The organism is Bacillus luti, from assembly GCF_009739945.1.
GTDB classification, from domain to species: domain Bacteria; phylum Bacillota; class Bacilli; order Bacillales; family Bacillaceae_G; genus Bacillus_A; species Bacillus_A luti.
This window is the reverse complement of sequence record NZ_CP040336.1, coordinates 4562026-4577293: the sequence shown is the minus strand read 5'-3', so window position 1 is coordinate 4577293 and position 15268 is coordinate 4562026. Positions and strand designations below refer to the sequence as shown.

Genomic DNA, 15268 nt, shown 5'->3' with positions numbered 1-15268 from the left:
TATTGCACGATTATATATTTCGTTTTGATTTAAAGAATGTTTAAGGACATCCTAGCATACCTTTTATAATAATCCGATTGAACAAGGAGATGGGGGAGGAGCTATAATGGATATTCTAAAGAAAATTGAACAACATCGAGAAGCAGAAGAACGTTTACAATGGGAAGGTACGTTTGCGGAGTATTTGGAGCTTGTGAAAGAAAGACCATGGGTGGCTCAAACAGCACACTCTCGCATTTACAATATGATAAAAGATGCTGGCATTGAAGAAGTAGATGGTAGAAGAAAGTATAACTTCTTTAGTAATCAGCTATTTGGATTAGAGGATGCTTTGGAACGCCTTGTGGAAGAATATTTTCATCCATCTGCCAAACGATTAGATGTTAGAAAACGTATATTATTATTAATGGGTCCTGTTAGTGGTGGTAAATCAACTTTAGTTACGATGTTAAAACGAGGATTGGAAACATATTCACGTACAGATCGCGGAGCAATTTTTGCGATTAAAGGTTGCCCAATGCATGAAGATCCACTGCATTTAATTCCGCATCATTTACGTGATGATTTCTTTGATGAGTATGGAGTAAGAATTGAAGGGAATCTATCACCATTAAATGTAATGCGTTTAGAACAAGAATATGGGTCAAGAATTGAGGATGTTGTTGTAGAGCGTATTTTCTTCTCGGAAGATCGCCGTACAGGAATTGGTACATTTAGTCCTTCAGATCCGAAGTCACAAGATATTGCTGACTTAACAGGAAGTCTTGATTTCTCTACAATTGCAGAATATGGTTCAGAATCAGACCCTCGTGCGTATCGCTTTGATGGAGAATTGAATAAGGCAAACCGTGGGATGATGGAATTCCAAGAGATGTTAAAATGTGATGAGAAATTTTTATGGCATTTATTATCACTTACGCAAGAAGGAAACTTCAAAGCGGGTAGGTTTGCGCTTATTTCAGCAGATGAATTAATCGTAGCGCATACGAATGAAACAGAGTATCGTTCTTTCATAGCAAATAAGAAAAATGAAGCATTACATTCGCGGATTATTGTAATGCCGGTTCCATATAATTTACGAGTAAGTGAAGAAGAACATATTTATGAAAAAATGATTCGTGAAAGTGACGTATCAAACGTGCATATTGCACCACATACACTTCGTGTTGCAGCAATGTTCACCATTTTAACTCGATTAAAAGATCCGAAGCGTCCAGACATTGATTTAATTAAAAAAATGCGTTTATATGATGGAGAAACGGTAGAAGGTTATAATGCAATTGATGTAGAGGAGCTGCAACGCGAATATCAAGATGAAGGTATGAGAGGGATTGATCCTCGCTATGTCATTAACCGAATTTCTTCTACAATTATTCGAAAAGAGGTACCATCTATTAACGCACTAGATGTACTGAGATCTTTAAAAGATGGATTAGATCAGCATCCATCCATTAGCAATGAAGATCGAGAGCGCTATATGAATTTCATTTCATTAGCGAGAAAAGAATACGATGAAATTGCGAAGAAAGAGGTACAAAAAGCGTTTGTGTATTCATACGAAGAATCAGCGAAGACACTTATGGATAATTACTTAGATAACGTTGAGGCGTACTGCAATAAGTCGAAATTACGTGATCCGTTAACAGGTGAAGAAATGAGCCCAGATGAAAAATTAATGCGCTCAATTGAAGAGCAAATTGGAATTTCAGAAAATGCTAAAAAAGCATTCCGTGAGGAAATTTTAATTCGCATTTCTGCTTATGCACGTAAAGGAAAGCGTTTCGATTATAATTCGCACGAACGTCTTCGTGAAGCGATTCAGAAAAAACTATTTGCTGATTTAAAAGATATAGTGAAAATTACAACATCAACGAAAACACCAGACGAAAATCAGCTTAAGAAGATTAATGATGTTGTTGCACGTTTAATTGATGAGCACGGCTATAATTCTTCTTCAGCAAATGAATTATTACGCTATGTAGGTAGCCTGCTAAATCGATAGTTTGATAACAAAACGCTGTCTCTTGTATTTTGCGGGACAGCGTTTTATTATCCGTTCATATGTGTATAAAGTGTCATACCTTGTCCGAATATAATAAATTAAGATGCAATTTTATGAATTTATTGTCAATTATTTTTACAATATGCATATGATAGAGTAACCAACCATTCATACGAAAAAAGCCAACACAATACAATATGTTGCAAAGTGAAAATGTGTGCAACAATGCATTGTGTTTCTTTCTTATCGACGGTTAAATGTCATTTCTATTATGTGAGTGGCAAAATTTTGTTTAAGGTGCTCGGAGTATTGTATGAAAAACGTTATATATGTTTATGGGATGATTTTCGATGGACAGTTATATTTCCAATATTCTAGCTCGCACATTACAGAACAAAATGTATAAATTGCTGTTCATAGAGAAAGACAATTACAGTAAGGAGGGAAAGGAATGGGCGAAGAAAATCAACCAAATTATACGATTTCACAGGAAAACTGGTCCCTCCATCGCAAAGGATATGACGACCAACAACGCCATCAAGAAAAAGTGCAAGAGGCAATTAAAAATAATTTACCAGACCTTGTAACAGAAGAAAGTATAGTGATGTCTAATGGCAAGGATGTTGTAAAAATACCAATTCGTTCTTTAGATGAATATAAGATTAGATACAATTACGATAAAAATAAACATGTTGGGCAAGGAAACGGTGATAGCAAAGTTGGAGATGTCGTTGCGAGAGATGGATCAGGTGGTCAAAAGCAAAAAGGACCAGGAAAAGGTCAAGGTGCGGGAGATGCGGCTGGAGAAGATTACTATGAGGCTGAAGTCTCTATTTTAGAATTAGAGCAAGCGTTTTTCAAGGAATTGGAATTACCTAATTTGAAGAGAAAAGAACTGGATGAAAATCGGATTGAGCAAGTTGAATTTAATGATATTAGAAAAACAGGATTATGGGGAAATATTGATAAGAAACGAACGATGATATCTGCATATAAACGAAATGCAATGCGTGGGAAAGCATCTTTTCATCCAATTCATCAAGAAGACCTAAAGTTCCGTACTTGGAATGAAGTATTGAAGCCAGATTCCAAAGCTGTTGTATTAGCAATGATGGATACGAGTGGATCGATGGGAATATGGGAGAAATATATGGCACGCAGTTTCTTTTTCTGGATGACTAGATTTTTACGCACAAAGTATGAAACAGTTGATATCGAATTTATCGCTCATCATACAGAAGCGAAAGTAGTCACAGAAGAAGAGTTTTTCTCAAAAGGAGAAAGTGGAGGAACAATATGTTCTTCTGTATACAAAAAAGCATTAGAGCTTATCGATAATAAATACTCACCAGACCGCTATAATATTTATCCATTCCATTTTTCAGACGGTGATAATTTAACATCAGATAATGCTAGATGCGTAAAGCTCGTGGAAGAATTAATGAAGAAGTGTAATATGTTTGGCTACGGTGAAGTGAACCAGTATAATCGTCACAGCACACTTATGTCAGCCTATAAAAATATTAAAGATGAAAACTTTAGGTACTATATATTAAAGCAAAAAGCAGACGTATTCCATGCGATGAAAAGTTTTTTTAGAGAAGAATCAGGAGAGAGAATGGCATAACCCCTTTTTAAGGGGTTATTTTTTTGTGAAATTTTTGCGAAGTTTTTGTAAAATATTTATATTGTTAGTTGACATTGAAAATGAAAATCATTATCATTTACTCGAGAAATGATTACATTTTGAATTATATATTTCGGAGGAGATGTAAGGTTGAAGAACAATAAAAGAAAACATATAAATGCAATGTTAATAGCGGCGACGTTGTCGTTGCCGTTTGCTACATATTCTACGCCGGCATTGGCGTCCACTGTAGCCGCAGAAAGTAAGGCTGGACAGAATGTAAGTAAATATGCTTTTGATGCTGTGATTAAAGCATACAAACAAAATTCAGATGAAGAATCATATGCAACAGTTTATATAAAAAATCCTAAATTAACGATTGAAAATGGAAAAAGGATTATCACGGCGACATTAAAAGATAGTGATTTTTTTGAATACCTTAAGGTTGAAGATGTGAACAATCCGGGTGTATACAAAGATGTGAAAGTATTATCAGAGGATAAAAGAAAGCATGGGACGAAAGTTATACAGTTTGAGGTGAAGGAATTAGGAAAGAGATACGGTATGCAAATGCATATTTTAATTCCAACTTTAGGATACGATAAGAATTTCCAAGTAGATTTTGATGTGAACTTAAAAACATATGTAGAAGATGATGATATAGAGGATCATGATGATGATGATGATGAACAAGAACAACAAAATGATGGAACACAAAATGTAATAGTAGATAAAAAATTACAACAGGCTATTAATAAGTATGCATTAAACAGAAAAGATGTAAACGAACCTATAAAAAAAGAAGATTTAGCTGAAATAAAAGAATTAATCATATACTCTGGCCAAGGGATTAGTAGTTTAAAAGGTTTAGAGCACATGGAAAATCTAGAGAAGTTAACGCTAGAAGAATCAGAAGTGAGAAATATAGGGGCAATTTCACAGTTGAAGAAATTAAAACAAGTTAATCTTTCCGGTAATAAAATTGAAAATATTGAACCGATTGCAAACCTAGAGAGGTTAGATACACTTCGTTTACAAAATAATAAAATTGTTGATGTAACGCCGTTAAATCAGCTGAAAAAAATCCGAACAATCGATTTAACAAGTAATAAAATCAAAGATATTAAGCCACTGTATACATTATCAAATTTAAGGGAATTATATATTAGTTCTAATCAGGTTAGTGATTTTACAGGTATTGAGCAATTAAATAAATTAAGCACTTTAGCTGCTGAAAATAATGGAATTGAAAATATTGAACCGATTAGTAAACTGGATAGTTTGGCGGAACTTAATCTTAAAAATAATGAAATACAAGATATTGCGTCATTATCTAAATCAACTAGTTTACAAGCATTAAACTTAGAAGAAAATTATATTTCCGACATAACATCGTTGAGCAACTTGAAGAATTTATATGAATTAAAGCTTGCAACAAATGAGATTCGTGATATAAGACCTATACAAGAATTGGGTAAAAAAATTAGCATAGATGTCCAAAGACAAAAAGTCTTTTTAGATGAAGGCTATGTAAATAATAATATTGAAATTCCTGTATACGATTTAAAAGGCGATCCTATTCAAACAATTCAATGGAAGAGTGAGAGTGGAAGTATTGCAAATGGATTGATAAAGTGGAATAGCTTAGGGGAAAAAATGTATGAATTTAAGTTAGAAGTCGCTCCTGCTGAAAGCAAAATAAGATTCCATGGAATGGTAGTTCAAAAAATTGTTGAACAACGTGAAGAAAGTGACAATGTAATCAAAGATAAAAACTTAAAACGATATATGAACAAACATAATTTTGAGAGAAAAAATTTAGATATGCCTATTACAAAGGAAGATTTATTAACAATTAAGAAATTTAAAATGGCTGATGGAGAGAAGCAAGGAATAACAGATGTTGGTGGACTAGAGTTTATGACAAACCTGGAGGAGCTTACGATACAGAATTTTGGATTAAAAAATGCGAATTTTATCTCGAGTTTGAGAAACTTGAAAATAGTAGATTTATCCAATAATGAAATTGAAGATATGAAGCCAATAAGTTCATTAACACAACTTGAAAAATTAAATATAAGCAATAACAGTGTTAAAAATGCAAAAGAATTATTCAAAATAAACACTTTAAAGATGTTGAATATATCCAATAATAAAATTGATAATGCGGATTTTGAAGGAATTTCTCAATTAAATGAATTAGACAAATTAGTAGTAAATCATAATAATATTAGTGGTTTAGAGGAAATCAGTAAGATAAATAAGTTAAACTCACTTGAAATTGTGGGAAATAAAGTAGTAGATGTAGCTCCATTAAGCAAATTAGCGAATTTACAGTGGTTAGATTTATCGGATAATAAAATTAAGGATATTTCTGTTTTTTCTTCAATGTTAGAATTAATTAGTTTAAAGCTTCCTGGAAATGAAATTCAAGATGTAAGACCGATTATCCAACTATCTCAGTGGGCGACAATTGATATTAGACGGCAGAAAATTAAATTAGAAGATGCACAAGTGAACCAAGTAGTGAAAATTCCAGTTCATGATGTAGAAGGTGAACCACTTGAAGGTATTAAACTGAAAAGTGAAGGCGGAATCTTAAATGAAGATGATGGCACTATCGTATGGACAACACCAGGTGAGAAGAAATACGATTTTGCTTTTGATGGAAATGATCAATTTGGACTTCGTATATGGTTTAGCGGTGAAGTTGTACAAAATATTGTAGAGAAATTAGACCAAGTAGAGGAAGAAGTAGAAAAGCCGAAGGAAGAGCCAAGTAAACCAGAGGCAGAAGTAGAGAAGCCAGAAGAAGAGCCAAGTAAACCAGAGGCGGAAGTAGAAAAGCCGAAGGAAGAGCCAAGTAAACCAGAGGTGGAAGTAGAAAAGCCGAAGGAAGAGCCAAGTAAGCCAGAGGCGGAAGTAGAGAAGCCAAAAGAAGAAGCGAATAAACCAGAGGCGGAAGTAGAAAAGCCAAAAGAAGAAGCGAATAAACCAGAGGCGGAAGTAGAGAAGCCGAAAGAAGAAGGAAGTAAAGCAGAGGCAGAATTAGAAAAGCCAAAAGAAGAGCCAAGTGAACCTGTAACAGAGGGTGAAAATATAAATAAGCCAGAAGAAAACGTTAAGAAACAAACAGAGGACTCAAATGAATTAGGAACAGCTACTCAGAAGAATGAAGCGGTACAAGCACGGGAAGTAGTGAAGCAAGCAGCGAAAGAAAATGTGTCAGATAAACAAGTTAGCAAGAAGAAAGAAGAAAGTGAAAAATCTTTAGCAGCAACAGGTGGCCAAGAAAGTAATGTATCTCTATTTGGTGGCTTAGCATTAGTTTTATCTGCACTGAGTATGTTTGTGTTTAGAAAAAATATATTTAAAAAATAAATAACGCTTTATCTTATTATATTGTTTTTAAAAGGCATTATCATAGCGATTTCATTTTGAAATGTGCTTATGATAACGTCTTTTTTATGTTGGAAGGATATGAATGGAAAAAGTGTAAATATATTAGAGAAGGAGGAGAGGGTATGTATATTAGTTCTACTTTAAAGAGTGAAAAGATTGCATCATTTATAGCAAGTATGAATAAAGATGCTACTCATCATGTTGGTTATTGTGGAGATGAGAAAGAGGAGTTGTTACATACAATTCTTCATGATTTTTCTGATATAGGATGGGAAAGATCTTTTGTTGTTACTTATGAGGACAATAAAATAATTGGTGTATTGGGATTTGATGTGGATGAAGTAAAGAAATGTGCGGAAATATGGGGACCGTTTATTAAAGCAGAGAATTGGGAAGAGATTGCTTTACTTATGTGGAAGGAACTTATAGAAAAGGTACCGTTTCGTATTGAGAAATTTTATGGTTTTTATCATATGGAAAATAATAATTGTGCCAACTTGATGAAGAGTGTAAATGCTAAAGAACAAGATCGACATAGTATTTTCAGTTTAAGTAATAATATTGTGGGACAACGTATTATATATAATGTAGAAGAAGCTTTACCACAAGTATTTGAGCAGTTTATCTCTTTACACAATAATGTTTTTCCTAATACATATTACGAAGGAAATGAAATTATTGAACGTTTAAGTGATACGAATAAATTATTTGTAAGTGTGGAGAATGATAGGCTAGAAGGTTACGTATACGTTGAAGTAAATCCGGAGTTTCAAGAAGCGAATATCGAATTTATTGCAACTGCTGAAGAGAGTAGAGGGAAAGGTATTGGTGAGTGTTTATTACGAGCTGCAATTCAGCATATTTTTTCTTTTCAAGGGATGAGGGGAATAGAACTATGTTTGAATACGAATAATGAAGGGGCTATGAAATTGTACAAGAAAGTAGGTTTTGAGGAGAAGGCATGCTTACAACACTATATAATAGAGTAAAAACCCATTCGTATGAAAATTATATTTCATACGAATGGGTTTTATTTAATTTACTTTGTCGCCCTCACTAATAATGGATTCAGGACTAATTTGAGGACAAAATATTTTATTTACAAGAGGTGCTAATCGTTACATAACTTTTTTAATTTTTTGAGATACTTCTTTCGTTTGCGAATGAACATCTTCTTTTCGCAGTTCTTTAAAGAGTGAAATAACCATAAGAACGACTACGATAGAAAACGGTAGTGCTGCGATTATAGCTGCAATTTGTAGTGCATTTAATCCTCCAGCTTGCAATAAAATAGCTGCAATTATCGCGATTGTTAATCCCCATATAAGTTTTAAACTATTTTTGGGTGATAAGCTTCCGTTACTCGTTTGCATAGAAACAACAAATGTTGCCGAGTCGGCAGAAGTAACGAAAAATGTGGCTACTAAAATTAATCCGATAATTGTTAAAAATGAAGAGAAGGGTAGGTGTGAAATAACAGCAAATAATCCAATCTCTGTACCATTTTTTGCAATTTCATCAGCTATGCCAAGCGATTGGAACATTTCCATATGGATAGCGGTGCCGCCAAATACTGCAAACCAAAATGTACAGATAAGAGTTGGGACTAATACAACTCCAAAAATAAATTCTTTTATTGTGCGCCCTTTAGAAATACGGGCGATGAATGTACCGACGAATGGAGACCAAGAGATCCACCATCCCCAATAGAAAATAGTCCAATTTTCTATCCAAGAAGAAGATTTTTCATTAAATGCTCCTAAATTTAATCCCATACTAGGTAAAGCTCCAATATAAGAACCAAGTGTAGATGTGAAATATTTCATAATAAATACAGTTGGTCCTAAAAGTAAAAAGGAGACGAGTAAAATACCTGCAAGAGAGAAATTTAAGTTACTCAAATATTTAATCCCACGATCTAAGCCAGTTTGTGCACTTATTAAATATAAAACAGCGAAGATAGCGATCAGTATGAGCTGTGTAAGTAAAGTGTTATGAATAGAAGGGAATAAATAGCTTAATCCTCCGGCAATTTGTTGAGCACCAATCCCAACAGATGGCACAATACCGAATACTGTGGCTAAAACAGCTAAAATATCGACTGTTTTTCCGATAGGAGAATTTTTCGATCGATTAAATAAGGGAGTAACTGTAGCACCAATTGTGCTACCTTTTTGTTTGCGAAATGTGAAATATGCAATTGTTAAAGCAACCATTGCGTATAGTGACCATGGAAAGAGGCCCCAGTGGAAAAATGAATATTGCATAGCGAGTTTGGCGCTTTCTTCTGTGCCTGCTTTTCCTGTTAATGGATCTGTAAAATGTGAAATCGGTTCAGTGATTCCGTAAAAGAGGAGTCCAATTCCCATTCCTGCACCAAACAACATGGATAGCCAAGATGGATAACTATACTTTGGCTTTTCGCCATCTTTACCAAGACGAATAGAACCGTATTTAGAAAATGCTAAATAAGTGGCTAAAATAATCATTGTGGTCATAAGTAGAGAGTAAAACCACCCAAATTTGCTGAGGATAAACGAGTTTAAAGAAGATGTAACGCTTTGTAAATCATAGCCTTGTATCCAACTTGCCGGGGTAATTCCCCATATGATGAATAATGTTGTTAGCAAGATAGAGATGTAAAATACACTGTTTTCTTTTTTTATCATAGAATCCCACCCTTGTTTAATAAAGTTAACAATTATATTAACCATAACAATTAAAGGTTTAATTGTCAAAAAATTCGATTTTTATCGTATGTAAAAGGACAATTTAATCGCTATAGATTCATAATCATTGGAGTTTAGATAAAGGTAAGGGTGTTCACAGTATGTACAAAATATAAGAAGAAATAATATGAAATATTGCATTTTATATTGTTGTATCTAGATTTTATGTTAAATTCGTGAATGGAATATTTGAATAGGGGGCAAGGATATGAACAAGAAATCAAAAATCAATAAAGTTATGCTTAGCATTAGTACAATGGCTCTATCACTGGGGGCAATTCAAACTCATGTATTAGCAGAAGAAAAGGTGCCATATAATGTATTACATTCGAAACCAGTTGGAATTGAAAAACCAGTAGATGAGATTGGACATGTTTCTAAAGTAGAGGAAACATTATCGTTTCAAGAACGGTTAAAAGTAGGAGACTTTTCGCAGCGACCAGCATCTATTATGAAGAGCTCAGAAGTAAAGCAAGTTAAAGAAAGCTATTCAATGGCGGATTTAAACAAAATGAATAATCAAGAATTAGTTGAAACGTTAGGCAGTATTAAGTGGAATCAAATTACAGACTTATTCCAGTTCAATGAGGAAGCAAAGGCCTTTTATAAAGACAAAGGGAAAATGCAAGTAGTTATAGATGAATTAGCTCATCGAGGTAGTACATTTACGAAAGACGATTCAAAAGGAATTCAAACGTTTACGGAAGTGTTACGTTCAGCTTTTTATCTGGCCTTTTATAATAACGAATTAAGTGAATTAAATGAAAGAAGCTTCCAGGACAAATGTTTACCTGCTTTAAAAGCAATTGCAAAAAATCCAAACTTTAAACTTGGTACAGATGAACAAGATACAGTCGTATCTGCATATGGAAAATTAATTAGTAATGCTTCAAGTGATGTTGAAACGGTTCAATACGCAGCTAATATTTTAAAACAATATAATGATAATCTTCATACGTATGTAGACGATCGTATGAAAGGACAAGCTGTATACGATATTATGCAAGGGATTGACTATGATATACAGTCTTACTTAATTGAGGCTCGTAAAGAAGCGAATGAAACGATGTGGTATGGAAAAGTAGATGGGTTTATTAATGAAATAAATCGTATTGCACTTTTAAATGAAGTAACACCAGAAAATAAGTGGCTCGTTAATAATGGAATTTATTTTGCTAGTCGTTTAGGAAAGTTTCATAGTAATCCAAATAAAGGTTTAGAGGTTGTTACACAAGCAATGCATATGTACCCGCGTTTAAGTGAGCCGTATTTTGTTGCAGTAGAACAAATTACAACAAATTATAATGGGAAAGATTATAGCGGGAATACAGTAGATTTAGAGAAAATACGTAAAGAAGGAAAAGAACAGTACTTACCAAAAACGTACACATTCGACGATGGATCTATCGTATTTAAAGCAGGAGATAAAGTATCGGAAGAAAAAATTAAGAGACTATACTGGGCTGCAAAGGAAGTAAAAGCGCAGTATCATCGTGTGATTGGGAATGACAAAGCGTTAGAGCCAGGCAATGCAGATGATGTATTAACGATAGTAATTTATAACAGTCCAGAGGAGTACCAGTTAAATAGACAACTGTATGGATACGAAACAAACAACGGTGGAATTTATATTGAAGAAACAGGAACATTCTTTACATATGAGCGCACGCCAGAACAAAGTATTTATAGTTTAGAAGAGTTATTCCGTCATGAGTTTACTCATTATCTACAAGGGAGATATGAAGTTCCAGGTTTATTTGGAAGAGGAGATATGTATCAAAATGAAAGATTAACTTGGTTCCAAGAAGGCAATGCAGAATTTTTTGCAGGATCTACTCGTACAAATAATGTAGTACCGAGAAAGAGCATCATTAGTGGATTATCATCTGATCCTGCCAGCCGTTATACAGCAGAGCGCACATTATTTGCTAAATATGGTTCTTGGGATTTCTATAATTACTCGTTCGCGTTGCAGTCCTACTTATATACACATCAATTTGAAACGTTTGATAAAATTCAAGATTTAATTCGTGCGAATGACGTGAAAAATTATGATATATATCGTGAAAAGTTAAGTAAAGATCCTAAACTAAATAAAGAGTATCAAGAATATATGCAGCAGCTAATTGATAATCAAGATGCGTATATTGTACCGGAAGTAGCAGATGATTACTTAGCTGAACATACACCAAAATCGTTAACAGCAGTAGAGAAAGAAATTAGTGAAACGTTGCCGATGAAAGATGCAAAAATGACAAAACATAGCTCCCAATTCTTTAATACATTTACATTAGAAGGTACGTATACAGGTAGTGTAACAAAAGGTGAGTCAGAAGATTGGAACGCAATGAGTAAGAAAGTAAATGAAGCTTTAGAACAATTGGCGCAAAAAGAATGGAGTGGCTACAAAACTGTTACAGCATACTTCGTCAATTACCGTGTAAATAGCTCAAATCAATTTGAATATGATGTAGTCTTCCACGGTATCGAAAAAGATGACGGAGAAAATAAAGCTCCAACGATTAATATAAACGGCCCTTATAATGGACTTGTAAAAGAAGGTATTCAATTTAAAAGTGATGGCTCAAAAGATGAAGATGGAAAAATCGTTTCTTATTTATGGGACTTTGGAGATGGAAGCACAAGTGCAGAGGTAAATCCAGTACATGTATATGAAAGAGAAGGTTCATATACAGTAGCTTTAAGAGTAAAAGATGATAAAGGAAAAGAGAGCAGAAGCGAAACAACGGTTACGGTTAAAGATGGAAGTTTAACAGAATCAGAACCAAATAATCATCCAGAGGAAGCAAATCGTATTGGGCTAAACACTACTATAAAAGGTAGCCTTATCGGCGGAGATCACACTGATGTTTATACATTTAATGTAGCATCAGCGAAAGATATCGATATTTCCGTTTTAAATGAGTATGGAATCGGGATGACATGGGTGCTTCACCATGAAGCAGATATGCAAAATTATGCTGCTTACGGTCAAGCTCATGGAAATCATATAGAGGCAGAATTTAATGCAAAACCAGGTAAGTATTATTTGTATGTATATAAATATGATAATGGCGATGGAACGTACGAATTATCAGTAAAATAAGTGCTTTTCCAATGTATGTTTAACTTTACTTTTTGTGGAAAATAGTATATTATATAGATATATAATATATCGGTTATTTACTAGGAGGAGCCTGTCACAATAGGTTTCTCCTGTTCTTTTTTAGAGGCCTGTCTGATAGGCTTTTCTTTAAAAGTTAAATAACTGAAAATTATGAATGATAATCTTTGAAAGAGGTGGGGCATACACATAATAATAAGGGATTGTTTAAGAAAGGGGGATAAGAAATGGTATTGTTTGGTTATCCACTTGAAACAATTTATTTATACGGATTTATTGTTGCTACTATACTTACTGTTATTTATATCTTTTTTGGAGATATATTTGAATCAATATTTAGTTTTGGAGGCGGATCAGTATCCGTCGTAACTTTATTACTTAGTTTCTTCGCCATGTTATGTGGATTAAGTTATATAGGAGAATATTTATTTTCCTTTAATAGTATTATTATTTTCGCTGGTGCATGTGCTATATCTTTTGTTGGAGTTTTCATCATGAAAATACTAATTTTAAAACCGATTGCAGAAGCAGAGCAAAATACCGTACAACGTATGGATGAGTTCATTGGTTGCAAGGGAGAAGTCATTACGACAATTCCTACAGAAGGGTTTGGTGAGGTATTAATTTCCTCCCAATTTGGAAGTAATGCAATCCCAGCTAAAACAGTTGGAAAAAAAGATATTTCACAAGGAACAGAGGTTATTATCGAGGGAGTTCAAGATGGTGTTTTACTTGTACAAAACATCGCTTATTCTTTAAAAAAACCAAAATTATAAGGGGGAATTTACATGACGATTCCATTAATTATCGGTGGAGTATTACTCGCAATTTTAATTCTACTTATTTTAGTATTCATTACGAAGTATCGAACAGTTGGGCCAGATGAGGCGTTAATTGTTACAGGGAACTGGCTTGGTGGTGGAAAGAACGTTGTTACCACTGATGATGGAAAGAAAATTAAGATTATCCGCGGTGGTGGTACATTCGTAGTTCCAATTATGCAAAGAGCAGAGCCTTTAAGCCTATTAAACTACAAGTTAGAAGTAGGTACACGTGATACGTATACGAAACAAGGTGTACCGATTACAGTAAACGGTGTTTCTATTATTAAAGTAGGATCTACCATTGAAGAAGTTTCTACAGCAGCTGAACAATATTTAGGAAAAGAAACAGAAGAGTTAAAAATAGAAGCAAAAGAAGTTTTAGAAGGTCATTTACGTGCGATTTTATCTTCTATGACAGTAGAAGACGCTTATAGTAATAGAGAGCAATTTGCTCAAAAGGTGCATGAAGTAGCTTCTACAGATTTAAAGAAGATGGGGCTTCGCATCGTTTCCTTTACAATTAAAGAAATTATGGATAAGAACGGTTATTTAGATGCACTTGGTCAGCCTCAAATTGCGACAGTTAAGCGTGATGCAACAATTGCGAATGCAGAGCGTGAAAAAGAAGCTCGTATTGAAAAAGCTCGTGCTGAAAAAGAAGCGAAAGAAGCTGAATACCAACGTGATGCCCAAATCGCTGAAGCTGAAAAACATAAAGAATTAAAAGTACAATCTTATAAGAGAGAGCAGGAACAAGCTCGCGCAGATGCGGATCTTTCTTACGAATTACAACAAGCGAAAGCGCAACAAGGTGTTACAGAAGAGCAAATGCGCGTTAAAATCATTGAGCGTGAGAAACAAATTGAATTAGAAGAAAAAGAGATTGCGCGTCGTGAAAAGCAATACGATGCAGAAGTAAAGAAAAAAGCAGATGCAGATCGCTATGCTGTTGAGCAATCAGCGGAAGCAGAAAAAGTAAAACAAATTAAGAAGGCAGATGCGGATCAATATAAGATTGAAGCTGAAGCAAGAGCTCGTGCAGAAGAAGTGCGTGTAGAAGGTTTAGCGAAGGCGGAAATTGAAAAAGCGCAAGGTCAAGCAAAGGCAGAAGTACAAAAAGCACAAGGTACAGCGGAAGCAGATGTTATTAGGTTAAAAGGTTTGGCAGAAGCAGAAGCGAAGCAAAAAATCGCAGAGGCGTTTGAATTATATGGGCAAGCCGCGATTATGGATATGGTTCTTAAAATGCTTCCAAGTTATGCGAAAGAAATTGCAAGCCCACTTAGCAATATTGATAAAATTACAGTTGTTGATACAGGCGGCGGTGGTAAGAATAGCGGCGCTGGAAAAGTGGCAGGATATGCGACTGATTTAATGGCAACAATGCAAGAAACGTTAAAAGCTTCTTCTGGTATTGATTTAAAAGAGCTATTAGAAGGATTTGCGGGCAAAGGTGCAGTACAGCAACTATCGAATGATAAACCTGTCGTATCTGTTGTAGAAGACAAGGAAAAAGAAGTAGATAAAGAGTAAGATAGAAGGAACCTCTAGCATGTGCTA

Annotated in this window: 8 protein-coding genes; 7 read left to right on the top strand and 1 reads right to left on the bottom strand. The window is 34.4% G+C overall.

Translation table 11 applies throughout. The features are described 5' to 3' along the window. The first annotated feature begins 106 nt into the window (after nt 1-106). From EUC40_RS23130 to EUC40_RS23115, 4 genes are all read left to right on the top strand, one after another. A complete protein-coding gene (locus EUC40_RS23130) occupies nt 107-2002 on the top strand; it encodes a PrkA family serine protein kinase (protein ID WP_000353282.1) in 1896 nt (631 codons plus the stop codon). A 451-nt stretch (nt 2003-2453) separates the two neighbouring features. Further along, a complete protein-coding gene (gene yhbH, locus EUC40_RS23125) occupies nt 2454-3629 on the top strand; it encodes a sporulation protein YhbH (protein ID WP_071710153.1) in 1176 nt (391 codons plus the stop codon). 150 nt (nt 3630-3779) lie between these two features. Continuing rightward, nucleotides 3780-7010, top strand: coding sequence for a leucine-rich repeat protein (locus tag EUC40_RS23120; RefSeq protein ID WP_156576710.1), 3231 nt, complete (start codon nt 3780-3782; stop codon nt 7008-7010). Nucleotides 7011-7153: 143 nt separating this feature from the next. Then, nucleotides 7154-8020 (top strand): GNAT family N-acetyltransferase, encoded by an 867-nt coding sequence (locus EUC40_RS23115; RefSeq protein WP_156576709.1) that lies wholly within the window; start codon nt 7154-7156, stop codon nt 8018-8020. Nucleotides 8021-8149: 129 nt separating this feature from the next. Here EUC40_RS23115 and opuD read toward each other — a convergent pair whose 3' ends face one another. After that, the gene (gene opuD / locus EUC40_RS23110) at nt 8150-9700 is read right to left on the bottom strand and encodes a glycine betaine transporter OpuD (protein WP_156576708.1); all 1551 of its coding nucleotides are present in this window, start codon (nt 9698-9700) and stop codon (nt 8150-8152) included. 268 nt (nt 9701-9968) lie between these two features. Between opuD and colA the strand changes: the two genes are divergently transcribed. From colA to EUC40_RS23095, 3 genes are all read left to right on the top strand, one after another. Next, a complete protein-coding gene (gene colA, locus EUC40_RS23105; protein WP_156576707.1) occupies nt 9969-12866 on the top strand; it encodes a collagenase ColA in 2898 nt (965 codons plus the stop codon). 245 nt (nt 12867-13111) lie between these two features. Next, the gene (locus tag EUC40_RS23100; protein WP_071710157.1) at nt 13112-13660 is read left to right on the top strand and encodes an NfeD family protein; all 549 of its coding nucleotides are present in this window, start codon (nt 13112-13114) and stop codon (nt 13658-13660) included. A gap of 12 nt (nt 13661-13672) precedes the next feature. Further along, nucleotides 13673-15241 (top strand): flotillin lipid rafts scaffold protein FloT, encoded by a 1569-nt coding sequence (locus tag EUC40_RS23095; RefSeq protein ID WP_071710158.1) that lies wholly within the window; start codon nt 13673-13675, stop codon nt 15239-15241. The last annotated feature ends 27 nt before the right edge of the window (nt 15242-15268 follow it).